The organism is Terriglobus roseus DSM 18391, assembly GCF_000265425.1.
GTDB lineage: Bacteria > Acidobacteriota > Terriglobia > Terriglobales > Acidobacteriaceae > Terriglobus > Terriglobus roseus.
On the sequence record NC_018014.1, the window covers coordinates 4,019,310 to 4,036,966 of the forward strand.

A 17,657-nucleotide genomic window follows, 5' to 3' on the forward strand; every position below is an offset into this window, starting at 1 on the left:
TCGGATGGCAGATCAGTCAAGGAGGTCGTATGAGGAAAGGTATTCGGTGATGTCGACCTGCGCCTGCGAGGGGGCGATACGCAGGAAGAAGTGGTCCTCTTCCTGCAGGACGAAAAACTTCATCATTTCCTTGCCCGCCTGCTTCTTCGCTGCAGTCCACTCCTGCACATAGAGCTTTTGCGGCACCACGAAGATTCGCATCATGCGGTCCACATCCCAGCACATCAGGCAGAGCAGATCGTAGCTCTTCGGCTTCGCTTCAAAGTCATAGCTGCCCGACTTGTCCGCGCGAGACGTGGTCACGTACACACGCTTATTGTGCTTTGTGACGTATACCCGTGGTGAGTCCTCGCGCAGGGTGATATCGGTCGGCAGAACCTCCTTGAACCACCACTCGCGGATTAAGCGTGAGCGCAGATTGTCTTCTTCGATCGTCCACCAGTCCTCATGCTCGCGCAGATCGTGTGCGGTTGGGGCGGCACTCGACAGGTAAGCTGGTGCGCTGATACGAACCCCGTGCAGATCGCCGCCATAGCCCACAGCATCGCGCACGATTCGCATCGTCTCTTCCGAAGCCGCCCGAGCCTTTGCTGCGCCGGCCGACAACAGATCGGCGACGTAATCCGGCTTCTGCTCAAGAACTTCGCGAGTCTTACGGATCGGGGCCAACACCATGTTGATCGCGTTGCCGCAGCCCATCTTGCAGTCGCGGCACTCTACCGTTGCCGTGCGACAGCCATGAAAGAAATGCGTCTGCGTGTACTCAGGGGAAAAAACCTTGTGCAGATCGCCAACAGGACAAAGATCCGGATCACCCGGGTCACTCTGCGAGATGCGCTGCCCATTCGTCGACATGCCCGATGTCTTCTGTAACACGATCAGCGGCGGATCGGACATCGAAATGAAGTTGCCGTAACTCTTCGACATCTTCCGGCCATCAGTACCCGGCAGCTTCGGCGAAGGTGTCAACAGGACATTCGGCTCCGGCAGCAGTTGCGACACGGGCGCTTCATTCAGTGCCTGCTTACCACCAAACCCGTCACCGCCGTAAAGCTGGTTGAAACGGCGCGCCACCTCCCGCGTAAGCTCCACGTGCGCAATCTGATCCTGACCAACGGGTACAAAATCCGGCTTGTACAGCAGGATGTCTGCCGACTGAAGTAGCGGGTAGCCAAGAAAGCCGTAGGTGTTCAGGTCCTTTGCCTTCAACTGTTCAAGCTGGTCCTTGTACGTCGGAACACGCTCCAGCCAGCCAAGCGGCGTAAACATGCTGAAGATCAAATGCAATTCGGCATGTTGCGGAACTTGCGACTGCACGAAAATTGTGGACTTTTCGGGATCCAGCCCCGCCGACAGAAAGTCGAGAGCGATCTCCATAGTGTTCTGGCGAACACGAGAAGGATCTGCGTAGTCCGTGGTCAGGGCGTGAAGATCGGCAATGAAGAAAAAACAGTCGTACTGGTCCTGCAGACGCACCCAGTTGTACAAAGCACCCATGTAATTTCCCAGGTGCAGACGGCCCGTAGGGCGCATGCCGCTCAATACGCGGCGCTTGGCTTGAAGTTCACTCATGACTGCTCTGAGAATATCCGAAGCGCGCGCGAACCCGCCGCGCACAACCATGTTCCTGCCACTTGCGGACAGCACAGACGAGGACCCACCAGATCCTAGCAAGCCAAGGCACCGGATCGGGCGGGCCGAGTCACGTGATCTAGACAGCTGAAGTACAAGATCCTGGCACGCTAAGTAACGAGATCTAGCGGGCTGAGGCACAAGATCGTGGCACGCTGAGTAACGAGATCTAGCAATCTGAAGGCACAAGATCCTGGCACGCTGAGTAACGAGATCTAGCGGGCTGAAGGCACGCGACTTCCTAGCCCAGGGCAAAGCCCTGGGTTCCCGTAAATCAACAATCCGCGGGCTGAAAGCTCGCGACAAAATGCCCACTCGCAGTGAAACGTTTGGCTCAAATCCGCAGCAATCCCGAGGGCTGGAGGCCCTCGCTAACACGCATCCGGCCCGGCCTAAGCCGACAACAACAACCGGTTGAACAACGAAAACGCAGGCCCAAAGAAGATATTCAAAACACCCGAACGCATCAGCAGATACAGGATGATCAGGTTCGCGAACCCGCCAATGTTGTCGTACATCTGCAACGCGTTATACGGCAGATAGTGCCGCAGAATCCGCGATCCATCCAGCGGCGGCACCGGCAGCAGGTTAAAAATCGCCAGCAACAGGTTGATCACCACCGAGCTGTAAAGCAGCAGCGAGATCGGGAAGATCGCCCCCTGCCCCTGCAGCGTCGCGCCCTCAATCCGCGCCGACAGTAGCGCCGCATTCAGCACGGCCATCTGCCCCGTCGGAAAGACATGCTTGATGACCAGCAGCAGCACCAGCGAAGCCACCGCCAGCAGCACGTTCGAAGCCGGCCCTGCAAGCGTCACCAGGATGTCGTCGCGCTTCACATTGCGCAGATTGCGCGTCGTCACCGGCGTCGGTTTCGCCCAGCCCAGCAGCGGAAAATGCGCAAACGCACTCACCAGCGGCAGCACCACCGACCCCAGCGGATCCAGATGCTTGATCGGATTCAACGTCACGCGACCCATCATGCGTGCCGTCTGGTCGCCAAAAAACGACGCCGTCCACGCATGCGCGAACTCGTGAAACGTCAGCGCAAAGACCAACGCAGCAAACTCGAAAAGAATCAGTGCAACTTCCTGGTTCATCTTCAGGCGAGTCTATCAGCGCAGCGTTTCATCGCTACCGCTCCAACGTACCGCTGATGATCCGCGGCTGCCTGTCGTCGATGCAAGCACCCGGCCGCACGATCGTGTTATCCGCAAACGTCAGCGTGTAGCCGCGCTCAAAGTTCACATCGCGATAGAACCGCACATTCTTCCCCAGGCCCGCAAAAATATGCGCGCCCAGCATCGCCCGGAACCGCAATCCCAGCCACAGATTCGCACCCAGCACCGTCCGGTCAAAACCACGCCAGAACCAAAGCAGTGGCTTGATCGTGTTGAACTTCTCCCGGTCCAGGTCCACTTCCATCTCGGCCGGCAGCGTCACATTCCGCGGATCCAGCGACTCCGCCAGCACCGCCAGCGGCAGCTCGCTGATCAACGCAGCATTCATGCGCCCACCATGCGGGCGCCCCAGCAGCAGCGAGTGCAGCTCGTCCCGCACAATCTCGCTGCGACGCGTGCAGCTGTTGTACCGCGTAAACTCCGCGTTCAGATGAGCCAGCCAACGCCGATAGATCGCCTCCGCCTCAGGCAATGGGCGTGGAACCTCCGGGTGAAGCTGTGTCTCGGCTGGCGCTTCCTGCATCGCGGTCGTCATGGCTTGCTCCCTGTCGTGCGCAACCTCGTTATACGCCTGTCGACGTCTGCTTGGCTCACAAAACCACGCACCCGAACGCCTGCCCTCCCGTACCCAACGGGAAGACAGGCATCACGTCCCTGCTACTCAATCGCAAAGATCGCAAACACCGTAGCCGACCGCTCCACACGACGCGCCGAGATGCTCAACGGCTTCGCATCCGCCGTCTTCGCACGCGCCGCCATCGCCATCATCGGCATCGGCCGGGCAATCTCCTGCGCCTGGTTGCTCGCATACAGCAGCGATCCAATCTTGATGTGCAGCCCCTCCGCCATACGGCTGGCAATCGATTGCGCATGCGCCAGTGCCTTCGCACTCGCCGCCGCCTCCAGCATGCTGCCGTCCTTCATCTCCCAGCCAATGCTGCCGCTCTGGTTCGCGCCGGCCTTCACCGCAACATCCAGCGTCTTCGCCGCCGCCTCGGGCGTGCTGCGAACGCTCCAGCTCTGCGTAATGCGGAACTTCATATTCTTCAGTGACGCCGGCAGGTTCTTCAGCTCGTACTCATTCAACGGCTGCAACTGCTGATCCTGACTCTCGATCGCTTCCGCAGGCACCTTCGCTGCAGTCAGCGCATCCACGATGGCATTGGACCGTCGCGAACCCTCGGCATACGCCGTCTGCTCATCCTCGCCATAGGCCTGGTAGCCAATGTTCACCACCGCCTGGTCCGCCATGGCAAACGCCGAATCCGTAGCCGTCACCGTGATGCTGCGATTGTCCTTGTTGATCCCCAGCGTCTGCGCTACCTGCGCCTGCGCACCCACACTCGTTACAGCCGCAAAAACCGCGGCAAGCCATACCTTCTTCATCTAGGACTCCTCTCGCTGCATTAGCTTCTGCAGCGTCACTTTGTGCTTGGACGTGCGCCGTGCGGCACGGGTCTTATCGTCCGGAATAACAACCTCGGGCGGCGGACTCCCCACACGCTCCCGCGCATTCGCCTTCACCGCCTTCGTGACCGAAAATACTTCCTTCTTCGCCTTGCTCATCCCGGTCGCTCCCGCAAAGCCGATTCGCGCGGCCATGCCCCAAAGGATTATCCTCTCCCTCGGAGGCGCACAGCATGGAAGAGCGCGACTTTTTTGACGAGCGGACAGAACCCCGGACCATGACGCTCACCTGCACCAAGTGCGGCGTCGCCGGGGAATACGCCCTGAACTGGATCGTGCGCCGCAAGAAAAAGCAGCTCAACGGCCGCGCCGACGAACGCGACCGCGCCCGCTTTGCCAAGGCGGTCAACTACATGGTCCTCCGCGACGACACCGCCAACTGCACCAACCCTCGCTGCCGCAAGCGCTTCGAGATCGCCGGCATCAAGACCATGGCGTTTATCGACTAACGTGGCCCCACATTCACGGCAGCCACTGCATCGAATGTGGTGTAATAACCGAGTAGATTTTCCGCAGGAGACTCCAAGTCCGATGAGCCACGCACCTGTTCTTATTTCCGAGCGCCACCTCACCCCGGCAGAGGTCGAAATCGTCGACCGCCGTCGCCGCCGCGGACAGTTGCTGCTCACCATCGGCTTCCAGGCCGGCATCATCACCACGCTGGTCGGTGTCCTCTGGGTCGGTCAGGATCTGACGCAGTCGCCCGGCATGGTTCACCCCATGTTCTATTGGGCCTGCATCACCGGCACCATCTCCGTCGTATGTCTGCTGGCTGGCATGAGCATGCGTCGCGGCTTCCACGAGTTCACCAGCTACTAATCGCTAATCCATAGCTGGAACTCCCAAGACCCGTGCTCAGGCACGGGTCTTCTCGTTGCCCTGCAAATCCCCCGAAGGACCGATTGCAGGACGTGGGATACTACCTCACATCAGGGCACGGACGCCGTTTCGGCCCCGCTACGTCCAACCAGCTGAACCTCGCATCCAATAGCAGTTAGCCTCATGGCCACAACGCTTCCCATCCCGGCGCTCGACCCCGCGATCCTGCCCGCCATCCCGATGCCGCGCCTGCGCGACCGCTTCGGCCGAGCCATTACGGATCTCCGCGTCGCCGTCACCGATCGCTGCAACTACCGCTGCGTCTACTGCCGCACCGGCGAGCACGGCGCGGAACACAGCGAACTCCCCATCCCCGCCTATGCGAAGATGGTCCGCCTCATGGTCGAAATGGGCGTCGAGAAGATCCGTCTCACCGGCGGCGAACCCCTCCTCCGCGCCGGCCTGCTCGACCTCATCCGCGATCTGCGCTCACTCCGCACCGCCTATGACCACCTCGACCAGCCCACCAGCAGCGGCAAACCGCTCGACATCGCCATCACCACCAATGGCCACCTGCTCGCCGAAAAGGCACGCAGCCTGAAGGATGCCGGCCTCGACCGCATCACCGTCAGCATGGACGCCGTCGATTCCGACACATTCACCCGCATCACCCGCGTCCCACGAGCCTTCCAGCGCGTCCTCGACGGCATCCACGCCGCACAGGACGTCGGCCTGGCCCCCGTCAAGGTCAACTGCGTCCTCCTGCGCGGATTCAACGACGACCAGATCGAAGGCTTCGGCGAGTTCGCCCGGCGCGAAGGCGTCATCCTTCGCTTCATCGAGTTCATGCCCCTCGAAGAGGACCGCATCTGGTCCCCCGACACCGTCGTCACCGAAGCCGAAATCCTCGAGCGACTTAACCGCGTCCTCCCGCTCGTCCCGCTGCCCGCCAATGCGCTCAGCGAAACGGCCCGGCGCTACGGCTTCGCCGACGGCATCGGCGAGATCGGCATCATCGCGCCCGTCTCCCGCCCCTTCTGCGGCCACTGCTCACGCATCCGCCTCACCAGCGACGGCAAACTCCGCACCTGCCTCTTCTCGCAGATCGATCACGACCTCTACGGCCGTATGGCCCGCGGCTCCGACGACGACCAGTTGCGCGACTACATCCGCGCCGTCGTCCACACCAAGGAACAGCGCCACCACATCGGCGAACCCGGCTTCCTCAAGCCGTCGCGATCCATGGTTCACATCGGCGGGTAAGTGGGGCACCGCATCACCCCTGCCGTAGCGAACAATGGTTCACATAGGCGGCTAAGTGGTGCACCGCATCCCCCCTGCCGTAGCGAACAATGGTGCACATCGGCGGCTGATCGGAGCCCGTTCCGATCCTTCCGGCCGTCGCGATCCATGGTCCACATAGGCGGCTAAGTGGGGCACCGCATCCCCCCTGCCGTAGCGAACAATGGTTCACATCGGCGGCTGAAGGAGCCCGTTCCGATTCATCCAGCCGTCGCGATCCATGGTGCACAGCGGCGGCTAGCCGCAAGGGAACAATTCATCGTCCCGTGAACCCGCCTCAACCATAATCGGGCGGAAGAGGGCGTACGACTTTCGTTGCATCCACTCCTAGGCAATTGTGCGTAATACCTAAGACACGGCTGTTCACGTGCGAAGACGCGTGTTTTACTCAACAAATAGCGGCACGAAGATCGTCCGGGGTTACACCACTCTGAGCAGGACCCGTCGCGGAGATCATGGCAAGAAAGTCACAGAAGCACCTCGAACTCGAGTTCACGCACGCCATCCAGCAGGACTACACGCGACTCTTCCACGACGTCGCGCGCGCGCTCACCTCCACGCTGGAACTGGAGATTGTGCTCACCACCGTCATGACAAAGATGGCCCAGTTCTTCGGGCCGGAGCGGTGGTCGATGATGCTCGTCGACAAAGAGAAGAACGACCTCTACTACGTCATCGCCGTCGGAGAAGACAGCAAGAGCCTTCGCGGCCTGCGCGTCCCCATGGGCGAAGGCGTCGCCGGATGGGTCGCACTCACCGGCAACCCCATGGTCGTGCCGGACACCAGCGTCGAACCGCGCTGGCAGGAGTTCAGCCGCAAAAACCCGGGCCTCAACATCAACTCCATCGCCTGCGTTCCCGTCCGCTCGGCAGACGGCGTCGTCGGCGTCATCCAGTTGCTCAACAGCAAGGTCGACCTGCTCAGCGACTACTCCATCCAGTTCCTGCGCGTCCTCTGCGACTTTACCGCCATCGCCGTCCGTAACGCCGCAGATATGGAACGCATTCACCTGCTCTCCATCTCCGACGACTGCACAGGCCTCTTCAACGCCCGGCACCTCTACACACTCCTCGAAGAACGCCTCAAAACGCAGGAGCGTGCGCCCTTCAGCCTGCTCTTCCTCGACCTAGACCACTTCAAGAGCATCAACGACACCCACGGCCACCTCGTCGGCAGCCGCCTCCTCGCAGAGGTCGGCGACCTCATCAAGCGCACCATCGGACCCACCATCCCCGCCTTCCGGTATGGCGGCGACGAGTTCGTCTGCCTGCTGCCGGACCTCGGTAAATCGGCCGGCCGCGAAGTCGCAACAAAGCTCTTCTACGCTCTGCGCGAGGCACGTTTTCTTGAGGTGGAAGGTCTCTCGCTCGAACTTCGCGGATCCTTCGGCATGGCAACCTACCCGGATGACGCCCGCGATATCGAAGGCATCATCAAGGCGGCTGACGACATGATGTACTACGTCAAAGGCACCACGCGAGACAACCTCGCCATCGCCGGCCTCGGTTCTGTTCTTTCACCGGGCACCATCGAAGGCGAAGAAGGCGCTAGGGCTGGGAACGTCGTGGAGCCAGCTTTGGGGCGTGACGAACTTCTGGCAAGATCGCGTCACGATTCGGTCCGGCACTAGGCCGCACACCAAAGTCCCACACACCCGTATTCACCGTCTTCGCGTCGATCACTTCCATCAGGGCGTACTCGCCGAAGCTCAGCGGCTCCTTCGGCACAATCTTCAGCCAGTGACCGCCCGGCATCAGCGTCCGTGTCGTCTCCACAACGTCCGCCTGCCGCTTCGCGCCGCCCAGCAGACCGATGCTGAAACTCGTCACAATCCGCACATCCCGCCGCACATCCACACGCACAATCACGTACTCGCTCTTCGGCGACGGCGACTCCACCTTGCGCCCGCGATTCCCGTCCGTATCCACCTGGAATGCACCGCCCCGCGTCGGCTCCGCATCGTCATCGTCCATGCGCACATAGATCTCCGGATCGGCCACATGCAACTGCACCGGAGCCGTCTGCCCCTTGATCTCCACTAACTGGTGCGCATGCGCCATCGGATTGATCGTCTGCCGCAGAATGTTATGCGCCTGCTGCCGGTTCAGCTCCCCATCCGTCTGCTGTAACACCGCAAGCTGCGGCTGCCCCTGGTACGTATCCAGCATCAGCACCGAACTCTCATCCGGCAGCCGCAGATCCTTCGCGACCTCAGGACTCCGCGCCGCCCGGTCCGCCTCTTCCTTCGCCAGCTCCGGATCGATTTGCACCGCAGGCGTCCCATTCCGCTGAGCCTCGCCGCGCCGCTCCCACTCCCGTGTCTTGTCCAGATCGACAAGCTTCACCGGAATGATCTCCTGCTCCGCACCCCGCTCCGCCGACAGGTAAAAGACATTCTCGCCCTTCACCGAATACGACAGCACCACCTGGAACGACCCATCCCTCAGATAAAGCCGAGTCCGCCGCAAACCACTCCCCGGCGAAGCCTCCAAAGGCAAAGAAGGCCTCTCCTGCGCCACCAACGGCACACACACAGCCATCACCAACCCACCAACCAGAACAACCCGAGAAAGAAACATAATCCGCACAGCAGTTTAGACGCAGCAGCAAAAACCCCGGGTGCCCCATTCTTTTGCGAAGCAAAAGGTGGGTTATTCGCGCAGAAGCGCGAACCGCCCTTCCCTTACCGTCTCCGCAAATCCAAATCCAAATTGACGCCCTACGTCCATAAAACAAGAGAACCAACCCACACCCCGAAACATCCAACGAACCATGAGCATTCAAAGGACCTTCAAACTCGGCGGCGACCTCGAAGTCAACCGGCTCGGCTACGGAGCCATGCGCATCACAGGCGAAGGCGTATGGGGCCCGCCCAAGGACCGCGAAGGCGCCCTCAAAGTACTCAAGCGAGCCGTCGAGATCGGCGTCAACTTCATCGACACCGCCGACAGCTACGGCCCCTACGTCAGTGAAGAACTCATTGCAGAATCCCTCGCCCCATACCAGGCCGGCGTCGTCATCGCCACCAAGGGCGGCCTCTGCCGCGTAGGTCCCAACAAGTGGCTGCCCGTTGGTCGCCCCGAATACCTTGAGCAGGAAGCGCTCATGAGCATGCGCCGCCTCAAGACCGACGTCATCGACCTCTGGCAGCTCCACCGCATCGACCCCAAGGTTCCCGTCGAAGAGTCCCTGAAGCCCATCGTCAAGCTCCAGAAGACCGGCAAGATCAAGCACATCGGTCTCAGCGAAGTCACACCCGCAGAGATCGAACAGGCCCGCAAGGTCGCCGATATCGTCTCGGTCCAGAACGAATACAACATCGGCCAGCGCAAGAGCGAAGCCACCCTCGAGTACTGCGAAAAGAACAACATCGCCTTCATCCCGTGGTTCCCCGTCGCAGCCGGCAAGCTGGCAAAGGAAGGCGGCCCGCTCGACACCGCAGCCAAGCAGCACAACGCTACCGTCTCCCAGCTCTCGCTCGCTTGGCTTCTGCACCGCAGCCCGGTCATCCTGCCCATCCCAGGCACCACCTCCATCGAGCACCTCGAAGAAAATTTCAAGTCACTCGACCTCGAACTGAGCGACGCCGAATGGCAGTCGCTAGAAGCAGCAGCGAAGTAAGAAAGCCGGGTGCCCCATTCTTTTGCAAAGCAAAGGGTGGGTTATTCGCGCAGAAAGCGCGAACCGCTCTTACCAGTGCTTCTTCAAACGAAGCCCTCCCGACAACCCGAACCGCTTGACACGCACGATAAAATAAAACCAGACACGAAATGGGAGGGCCCAAAAGCCCTCCCATTCGTCTTTGACCACTAAACCCTTTGTTATCTAATCTTTACCCTTAAACCCTTTGCAATCTAATTTTTGCAAAAACGGGAATCGTCAACTCCTTTGTTTTCTAATTTTTACGAAAACAAGGGGGGGGGTACCCCACCACTTAGGGCAGTTGGAAATCCACCACGGCCACCGCGCTCATCGGCACAGTCTTCCCGCCTGCAGTCCACGGCTTATACCGCCAGTGCTGGATCGCATCGACCGCGGCATCCCGCAGCATCGGCGGCCCGCTCACCACACGCGCTGACACCACATTGCCATCACGATCGATCTCCGCCTGCACCTTCACCTCACCCTGCACATGCGCCGCAGCCGCAGCCGATGGGTAAGCGGGCGTCGGACTGTACACCAGGTTCCCAGCCATGATGCCAAGCGAAGTCGGTCGCACCACGCCGACGGGAACGCTTCCGGCGCCGCCAGAGCCACCGGGCGGCCGAAGCTCCGCCACTTGAGTGTTGTTGTTCAAAGACATCCGTCGCCGCAACAGTCGCGGATACTTCTTGCCATCCGTCGTCGCATCCGCATCCGGCAGCGCCGCATAGGCAGGAATCGTGCTCGACCCAAGCTGCCGGCTCAACGTCCCGGCAGGAACGGCAACCGGAGCAGCCGGCCGCGCCGCACCAGGCCGAACCAACGGAGTCGACGGAGCAGCCACAGCCGGTCGCGTGAGCGGAGTCACCGTAGCAACCGGCGAAGCCGGCGGAGCAGACCGCACCACCGGAGCAGGCGCCGCAGCAACATCCTGTGCAGGCGGAGCATACGAAGTACGAGGAGGAACCGAAGGTACGACCGAGCGATCAACCGCAGCCGCCTCACGACTCGGTCTCACAACCGGTCCACGAGCCGTCATCGACGGACCTACTGGCGTCGGAACCACCGGTGCCGACTCAAGCCCATTACCTGAGGTCGGAGCCTCAGCCGTCGAAGGCGAGACAGCAGTCGCAGCCGAACCATCAACAGCAGTCCCAACCTCAACAGGCGCTGGCGAGTTCTCCCGATACTGCCAGACGCCAACAGCAACCAGCACCAGCAGGCAAAGCGCCAGCCCAACGATCCACGCAGAGCGCTTCCCACCCCCGCGCTCAACAACCTCCTCGGAAGGAGCCTCATCGACAGCAACAGGCGGTGTAAAGCGCGGAGTATCCAATGCCAGAGGCAGCGCCGCAGCCGGAACATCAACAGCCGCAGCAACAGGAACAGCAGCCGAAACAACCGCAGCAGGAACCGGCTCCGCAACTCGCTTCGAGGTCGGCGCATCCACCGAACGCCGCGCTTCCATCACGAACCGCAGCAGATCGTGTGCATCCTCTTCACTGGCCTCAGCCGCAAAGTGCATTCCGGCAGCCGCAACTGCCAGCACACCCAGCAGATCGGAAGGACTGATCTGCCCACCACAACCGTCGATCAGGACCCAGACATGCAGGATCAGATCGCGATGAAACGCGCGATCACGCTGCAGCGCAGCCGCCACGGCCTCCAGAGTTCCGGCAGTACCAAGCGAGAATCCAGCCTTGCCCAGAAAGTCACGTAACTCCGCGACTTCATGCGAGTACCGAACCGAAACATCTTTCAGCTGTGCTGGTTGCAACAAATGGGCAAGTATCCCTTCCGGACCGGATCAATAAGACAGGACCGCACTGGAAGAGACACGCTCTGCGCCCTCCAGTTGCGGTCCCAGGCGACGTTCACGCAAACCGCCGCGCCCGCTACCTAATCCTATCGTGCTAGTCGTGCTCTTACTGACCTAGGACCATTCATCAGCCTCGTCAATGACATACTCTGCCTTGCCCTCAAAGAACGCATAGACAGCAGGCACCAGCAGCAGCGTAAGTGCCGTCGAGCTGACAAGCCCGCCGATCACCACAATCGCCAGCGGCCGCTGGATCTCAGAGCCCGGTCCGGTAGCGAACAGGAACGGCACCAGCCCAAGCGCAGCCACGGTAGCCGTCATCATCACTGGCCGGAAACGCAAACGAGTACCCTCTCGCACCGCCTCGTCCTGACCCATGCCCTCCTGACGAAGCTTCCGGATGTAAGACACCAGCACCACGCCATTGAGCACCGCAATGCCCCATAGAGCAATGAAGCCAACCGAAGCCGGAACTGAAAGATACTCGCCCGACAGGAACAGCCCCAGCACACCACCAATCGACGCAAGCGGCAGAACCGTAATAATCAGCGCCGCGAAGCGGACAGACTTGAAGAGCACAAACAGCAGGAAGAAGATCGCCGCAATCGTAATCGGCACAATGATCATCAGGTGATGCAGCGCACGCTCCATGTTATGGAACTGTCCGCCCCACTCAATGAAGTAGCCTGCCGGTAACTTCACCTGCTGATCGACCTTCTGCTGCAGCTCCGCAACGAAGCCGCCAAGGTCGCGGTTCGCCACATTCACACCCACAACGATGCGCCGCTTCCCCATGCTGCGGTTGATCAGCGCAGGCCCCTCAGCCACCTTCACCGTCGCAAGTTCTTTCAATGGAATGCGAGGACCATCCGGCGAACTGATCAGCAACTGACGAATGTCCTCCATGCTGTCTCGCTGCGCATGCGGCAGACGAACCACAGCCTGGAAGCGCCGCTCTCCTTCGTAGATCTCCGTCGCCGACTTACCTGCAATTGCGGTCTCGATGATCTCGTTCACGTCAGCCGCGTTGATGCCATAACGAGCAATCGCAGCACGATTGATATCGATCGTCAGATACTGCTGACCACCAACACGATCCACACGCGTATCCTGCGTGCCCTGAATGCCGCTCGCGACTTTTGCAATCGCATTCGCCTTCGCCACAAGCACATCCAGATCATCGCCGTATAACATCACGGCGACGTCCGCGCGAACACCAGAGACCATCTCGTCCACACGGTCACTGATCGGTTGCGACATCACCAGGTTGATGCCCGGGATCGAAGCCAGCTTCTCGCGCATCTCGTCCGCAATCTTGTCCTGCGAACGGCCCCGCGGACGCTCATCGTAAGGCGTCAGTGATGCAAGCACGTCCGCTTCGTTCGGACCAGCTGGATCCGCCGGCGATTCGCCGCGGCCCACGCGCGAGACAACATTCTCGACACCCTTCACCGTCATCATGCTCTTCTGCATCGACATCTCCATCTTGAGCGACTCCTCAAGCGAGATATTCGGTACGCGATCGGCATTCGGTGAAAGTGTGCCTTCCTGCATCTCCGGAATAAACGCAGTACCAAGGAACGGAAAGAGTGACACCGCTCCCAGGAAGACAATCACAACAGCAACAACTGCCTTCTTGCGATTCGCAAGCGTCCAGCCAAGCATCGCGTTGTAAGGCCGCCGCAGAATGCGCACCAGCCGCGTGTCGTCTTCCGAACCGCCCTTCAACAGGTACGAAGAAAGCACAGGAGACAAGGTGAGCGAAAGCACAAGCGAGATCGCAAGCGCAATTGCGATCGTGTAGGCAAGCGGTGCGAACATCTTGCCTTCCATGCCTTCCAGCGTCATCAACGGCATGAACACCAGGATGATGATCGTGACGCCGAAGAGCACCGGCGTTGCGACTTCCGTAACCGCTGCAAGAACGATGTTTAGCTTCTGTCGCGATCCGATCGCCTCGGCCGCATGTTGCCTTGCATGGCTCAGCTTCGCGAAGACGTTCTCGACCACCACCACGGAACCATCGACCATCAGGCCGATCGCGATGGCAAGTCCGCCCAGCGACATCAGGTTCGCGGACAGCCCCACCTGGTTCATGATCAGGAACGTGAGCAGAGGCGTGACAACAAGCGTTGCACTCACGATCAAACTCGAACGTATGTCACCGAGAAACAGAACCAGCACGACGATGACAAAGAGGATGCCCTCGCCCAACACTTCCGTCACGGTATGGATCGCAGCATCCACAAGCTGCGAACGGTCATAGTAAGGAACAATCCGCAGTCCACCAGGAATCATGTGACGAGCATTGATCTCGTCGACCCGCTCCTTCACGCGGCTGACGATGTCCTTTGCGTTGCCGCCGATGGTCATCAGCACCACGCCACCAACAGCTTCGGTATAGCCGTTCTTGATCATGGCGCCGTAGCGCACTTCCGTACCAAGGCGAACCTCTGCCACATCACGAATGTAGACAGGTGTTCCGCGGCTCTCCTTCAGGACGATGTTGCGAATATCCTCAAGATCCCGCACCAGGCCGACCGAACGGATCAGGTACTGCTCCGCATGTTGCGGCAGAATACCGCCGCCCGCATTCGCATTGTTATGAGCAAGCGAATTGCGGACATCATTCACCGTCAGGTTGTAATAGTGCAGCTTCTGCGGATCGACAAGAGTCTCATACTGCTTGACGAAGCCGCCCGTCGAATTGATCTCAGCGACGCCGGGGATCGACCGCAGCAAAGGACGCACAACCCAGTCCTGTAACGTGCGGCGCTCCACCAGTTCATCCGTGCTCAGGACGTGCTTCTCGTCCGCCTCACCCGCGCGCTCCAGCGTGTATTGATAGACCTCACCCAGAGCATTCGTGATCGGTCCGAGTACGGGCGCAACACCCTCCGGCATGCGGTCCCGTACCTCGGACAAACGCTCAGAGACCATCTGCCGTTGCAGATGGAGATCACTGCCATCCGCAAAAACAAGGGTAATCAGCGACAGGCCGGGCTTGTTCAGCGACCGCATGTCCGTCATGCCGGGCAATCCCGTCATGGCGATCTCAATCGGAACCGTGACGAAGCGCTCAACCTCTTCCGGCGACTTGCCCGCTGCTTCTGTAGCAATCTGTACTTGAACGTTCGCAACGTCCGGGAAGGCATCTACAGAAAGATGCTTGGCCGCGTTCAGTCCGAAACCAACCAGCACCAGTGACACAACAACCAGGATCAGCCGCTGCCGCAGGGCGCCCGCAATGATGGCTTGCAGCATGCTTAGTGACTCCCCTTGATTGCGTCTTGCTTGCGTTGATTATTCAGGTGAAAGGCGCCATCCAGAACAACGGTCTCACTGGCGTTGACACCGCTCAGCACGACACGCTCGTCTTTGCTCTCATCGCCTAGTTCCACTTCGCGCAGCAGGAAGTTATCTGCCGAGGTCTTCACGAAGATGTAGTCCTTATTCTCTTCACGCACGATGGCCGTCTGCGGAATGGTCAGCTTCCGTTCTGTGTGTCCGTTGAAGGTCACGCTCGCAAGCTCATCCGGCTTGAACAGGCCCTGTGTGTTCGCCAGATCCATCCGAACTTCTACCGTGCGAGTCGCAGGATCGACCGTCGGTGCTACATAGGACAACGCGCCGCGTATCGACTGCTCTGGCCTTGCAGGGATGCGTACGCTTACTTCCAGCCCCTTGTGCAGCATGGCCGCCTCTTCCTCCGGCACATTCGCGACAATCCACACACTCGAGAGGTCGGCGATCGTGTACGCCGGATCGGCAGGCTGAATCACCTGGCCCACCGTCACCTTGCGCTCCAGGACAGTGCCGCCGCGCGGCGTCACAATCGGGTAGTCTGCGCTCAATCGGCGTGTGCTCTGCAGTGTCTTTAACTGCTGGCTGGTCATACCCAGACCACGCAGTTGTGTCTCATACGAAGAGACCTCGGCACTGGCCTGCACCAGTTCGGCACGCCGCCGCTCCAGTTCGGCACGGCCGATCACGTCCGCCTCCACAAGCTGTTCTGCGCGCTTGGTTGCGGCCTGGGCCAGCGTCTCGGTGGAGTACGCCTTGATCAAAGACAACTGCGTATCGGAGAGATTGGTGCTGTGCAGCATCGCAAGCACCGTTCCTGCACGCACGTTCTGACCTTCAAACGCGTTCAGCTTCAGGATGCGTCCCGCAACGGGAGAGCCCACCCGTGCAATGCGGCTCGCATCCGTCTCGACGCGTCCGGAGACCTGCAGCGTGCCACTCACGTCCGTCAGGTGCGGTGCACCTAACTTCAGACTTCCGCGTAGCGCCGGCGGGACCTTCACCGCAAGCGGATCAGTCTGAGCCGCGGCTACCTCGGCTTTGGTCTCTTTCTTGCAACCTTCAAAGGAAAGAACGGATGTCGCTGCTAACACCGTAACCAGCGTGACGCGAAATGGAGGCAGAATGAATCGAAAGGCAGGGAACATCACGGTCTTCCTCCGGGCACGATGGCGCCGAGTTCTTCAAGATCAATCAGTGCAGATTGGCGCGCGAACTGCGCATTAATTAAATCGTCGCGGACACTCTGCAACACGCGTTGTGCGTCCAGCACTTCCACGATGCCGCGCTCGCCAAATCGGTAGGCAGCCTGTGCTGCATCGACCGCGCTCGACGCAGCGCGCAGCTCGCCGGACTCAAGCGATGTCGCCTGCTGGTCTGCAAGCTGGTACTGCTCATAAGCACGCTCGGTCGCGGAGATGAGTTCAAGGCGACGCTGCCCTGCTTCGGCCTGCGCTTGATTAATGGCGGCCTTCGATTCCTCGATAGGCCCGCGCCGCCTGTCCCATAGAGGAATCGGAACCGTAACGCCGGCGCGCCAAAAGCGCAGATCCGGCTGATTCTCAAACTCTGCAAAGGCCGTCGGCTGCGGAATGCGAAGTCTGCGCTCACGATCCAGCCGGGCGCCAGCAGCATCTACCTCAGCCGCAGCCTGAGCGATGGCTGGATGGGTGCGCAGAACCTCTTCGCGCAACGCCGTAAGCTCTGGCAACTTGATGCGCTGCTCCAGCGAGCCACGTGGATCAAGCGCATCGTCAGCCGGAGCCGCAATGGCGATACGCAACAGCGCGATGGCATTCGCCAGCTCGAGCTGGGCTCCGCGAACCGCAAACCCGGCACGCCCCAATTCAGCCTCAGCGCGCGTCAGTTCCAGGCGACCCTTCTCGCCAACGCGATACTCCACCTCGACGCGACGTCGCAGATCTTCCACCAGCTTCAGGTTCTCCTGCTGGTGCGCAAGCTCTTCCCGTCTACGGAGCACGTCGTAAAAAGCATGCTTGACGTCCGCCACAACGGACCGCGTAACGCCCTTCTGACCGAAGTCCGCACTGAGACGACTCAATTCTGCCGCACGGGTACGCGCACGACGCTCCGAAGGGATCTCAATCGCCTGATATGCCGCGTAATGCTGCAACAAACCAGGAACACCCGGAGTAGCGATCGGCCGCGCATATTGCCGCCCCTGAAAGACCTCAAGCGACGGATTGATGTACGCACGACTGGTCCCAACGGCAGCAGCAGCACGCTGCGTAGCCGCTGCAGCGCCACGCAGACGTGGACTGTTCTGCTCCGCCATGGCGATGGCCTGCTCCAACGTCAAAGGCTTGGCGGCTGAAGGCTGCGCCTCCGGCGCAGCGGGAAGAGCCGCGGGGGATTGACTCACTGCACTCGGCGGCAGACTCAGGGCGCCGGCAGCAGGGGACGACACGGTTTGACCCGAGGTCGCCGTAACCCACAGGAGGGCCGCGATGGGAATCACTGCAAATGGCTTCAC

General features: G+C 60.4%; 15 protein-coding genes. 5 read left to right on the forward strand and 10 right to left on the reverse strand.

The window, feature by feature from the left end:
- Window positions 1-12 precede the first annotated feature (12 nt).
- From trpS to TERRO_RS16480, 5 genes are all read right to left on the reverse strand, one after another.
- Window positions 13-1,572 (reverse strand): tryptophan--tRNA ligase, encoded by a 1,560-nt coding sequence (gene trpS / locus TERRO_RS16460; protein ID WP_014786828.1) that lies wholly within the window; start codon window positions 1,570-1,572, stop codon window positions 13-15.
- A 452-nt stretch (window positions 1,573-2,024) separates the two neighbouring features.
- Entirely contained in the window at window positions 2,025-2,729 is a 705-nt protein-coding gene (locus tag TERRO_RS16465; protein WP_014786829.1) for a site-2 protease family protein, read from the reverse strand.
- 34 nt (window positions 2,730-2,763) lie between these two features.
- Window positions 2,764-3,345 (reverse strand): hypothetical protein, encoded by a 582-nt coding sequence (locus TERRO_RS16470; protein WP_014786830.1) that lies wholly within the window; start codon window positions 3,343-3,345, stop codon window positions 2,764-2,766.
- Between the two features lie 122 nt (window positions 3,346-3,467).
- Window positions 3,468-4,196, reverse strand: coding sequence for an SIMPL domain-containing protein (locus tag TERRO_RS16475; protein WP_014786831.1), 729 nt, complete (start codon window positions 4,194-4,196; stop codon window positions 3,468-3,470).
- Complete coding sequence (locus TERRO_RS16480; RefSeq protein ID WP_014786832.1) at window positions 4,197-4,412, reverse strand: hypothetical protein; 216 nt, start codon at window positions 4,410-4,412, stop codon at window positions 4,197-4,199. It lies immediately after the preceding gene.
- A gap of 38 nt (window positions 4,413-4,450) precedes the next feature.
- Between TERRO_RS16480 and TERRO_RS16485 the strand changes: the two genes are divergently transcribed.
- The 4 genes from TERRO_RS16485 (at window position 4,451) to TERRO_RS16500 (ending at window position 8,029) form a co-directional block, all read left to right on the forward strand.
- Window positions 4,451-4,726: a hypothetical protein gene (locus tag TERRO_RS16485; protein ID WP_014786833.1), complete on the forward strand. Its 276-nt coding sequence runs from the start codon at window positions 4,451-4,453 to the stop codon at window positions 4,724-4,726.
- An 82-nt stretch (window positions 4,727-4,808) separates the two neighbouring features.
- Window positions 4,809-5,096: a hypothetical protein gene (locus TERRO_RS16490; protein ID WP_014786834.1), complete on the forward strand. Its 288-nt coding sequence runs from the start codon at window positions 4,809-4,811 to the stop codon at window positions 5,094-5,096.
- Window positions 5,097-5,279: 183 nt separating this feature from the next.
- Window positions 5,280-6,359: a GTP 3',8-cyclase MoaA gene (gene moaA / locus TERRO_RS16495; RefSeq protein ID WP_014786835.1), complete on the forward strand. Its 1,080-nt coding sequence runs from the start codon at window positions 5,280-5,282 to the stop codon at window positions 6,357-6,359.
- 494 nt (window positions 6,360-6,853) lie between these two features.
- Window positions 6,854-8,029 carry a sensor domain-containing diguanylate cyclase gene (locus TERRO_RS16500; RefSeq protein WP_014786836.1) on the forward strand — a complete coding sequence of 392 codons (1,176 nt, stop codon included), beginning with the start codon at window positions 6,854-6,856 and terminating at the stop codon, window positions 8,027-8,029.
- Here TERRO_RS16500 and TERRO_RS16505 read toward each other — a convergent pair.
- Window positions 7,947-8,978, reverse strand: coding sequence for a hypothetical protein (locus tag TERRO_RS16505; protein ID WP_157178415.1), 1,032 nt, complete (start codon window positions 8,976-8,978; stop codon window positions 7,947-7,949). The genes TERRO_RS16500 and TERRO_RS16505 overlap by 83 nt on opposite strands.
- Window positions 8,979-9,171: 193 nt before the next feature.
- Here TERRO_RS16505 and TERRO_RS16510 point away from each other — a divergent pair, with 193 nt between their 5' ends.
- Window positions 9,172-10,020, forward strand: a complete 849-nt coding sequence (locus tag TERRO_RS16510; RefSeq protein ID WP_014786838.1) for an aldo/keto reductase — start codon at window positions 9,172-9,174, stop codon at window positions 10,018-10,020.
- Between the two features lie 313 nt (window positions 10,021-10,333).
- Here TERRO_RS16510 and TERRO_RS22285 read toward each other — a convergent pair whose 3' ends face one another.
- The 4 genes from TERRO_RS22285 to TERRO_RS16540 all read right to left on the reverse strand — a co-directional run bounded on the left by TERRO_RS22285 (window position 10,334) and on the right by TERRO_RS16540 (window position 17,657).
- Window positions 10,334-11,818 (reverse strand): energy transducer TonB, encoded by a 1,485-nt coding sequence (locus TERRO_RS22285; protein ID WP_157178416.1) that lies wholly within the window; start codon window positions 11,816-11,818, stop codon window positions 10,334-10,336.
- Between the two features lie 156 nt (window positions 11,819-11,974).
- Entirely contained in the window at window positions 11,975-15,124 is a 3,150-nt protein-coding gene (locus TERRO_RS16530) for an efflux RND transporter permease subunit (RefSeq protein WP_014786840.1), read from the reverse strand.
- A gap of 2 nt (window positions 15,125-15,126) precedes the next feature.
- Window positions 15,127-16,311, reverse strand: coding sequence for an efflux RND transporter periplasmic adaptor subunit (locus TERRO_RS16535; protein WP_014786841.1), 1,185 nt, complete (start codon window positions 16,309-16,311; stop codon window positions 15,127-15,129).
- A complete protein-coding gene (locus TERRO_RS16540; RefSeq protein ID WP_014786842.1) occupies window positions 16,311-17,657 on the reverse strand; it encodes a TolC family protein in 1,347 nt (448 codons plus the stop codon). Before TERRO_RS16540 ends, TERRO_RS16535 begins: the two co-directional genes overlap by 1 nt.

Excerpts from the sequence above, each read along its gene's own strand:
- trpS (WP_014786828.1), bottom strand. The coding sequence starts at position 1,572 with ATGAGTGAACTTCAAGCCAAGCGCCGCGTATTGAGCGGCATGCGCCCT.
- TERRO_RS16465 (WP_014786829.1), bottom strand. The coding sequence starts at position 2,729 with ATGAACCAGGAAGTTGCACTGATTCTTTTCGAGTTTGCTGCGTTGGTC.
- TERRO_RS16470 (WP_014786830.1), bottom strand. The coding sequence starts at position 3,345 with ATGACGACCGCGATGCAGGAAGCGCCAGCCGAGACACAGCTTCACCCG.
- TERRO_RS16475 (WP_014786831.1), bottom strand. The coding sequence starts at position 4,196 with ATGAAGAAGGTATGGCTTGCCGCGGTTTTTGCGGCTGTAACGAGTGTG.
- TERRO_RS16480 (WP_014786832.1), bottom strand. The coding sequence starts at position 4,412 with ATGGCCGCGCGAATCGGCTTTGCGGGAGCGACCGGGATGAGCAAGGCG.
- TERRO_RS16485 (WP_014786833.1), top strand. The coding sequence starts at position 4,451 with ATGGAAGAGCGCGACTTTTTTGACGAGCGGACAGAACCCCGGACCATG.
- TERRO_RS16490 (WP_014786834.1), top strand. The coding sequence starts at position 4,809 with ATGAGCCACGCACCTGTTCTTATTTCCGAGCGCCACCTCACCCCGGCA.
- moaA (WP_014786835.1), top strand. The coding sequence starts at position 5,280 with ATGGCCACAACGCTTCCCATCCCGGCGCTCGACCCCGCGATCCTGCCC.
- TERRO_RS16500 (WP_014786836.1), top strand. The coding sequence starts at position 6,854 with ATGGCAAGAAAGTCACAGAAGCACCTCGAACTCGAGTTCACGCACGCC.
- TERRO_RS16505 (WP_157178415.1), bottom strand. The coding sequence starts at position 8,978 with ATGTTTCTTTCTCGGGTTGTTCTGGTTGGTGGGTTGGTGATGGCTGTG.
- TERRO_RS16510 (WP_014786838.1), top strand. The coding sequence starts at position 9,172 with ATGAGCATTCAAAGGACCTTCAAACTCGGCGGCGACCTCGAAGTCAAC.
- TERRO_RS16530 (WP_014786840.1), bottom strand. The coding sequence starts at position 15,124 with ATGCTGCAAGCCATCATTGCGGGCGCCCTGCGGCAGCGGCTGATCCTG.
- TERRO_RS16535 (WP_014786841.1), bottom strand. The coding sequence starts at position 16,311 with ATGTTCCCTGCCTTTCGATTCATTCTGCCTCCATTTCGCGTCACGCTG.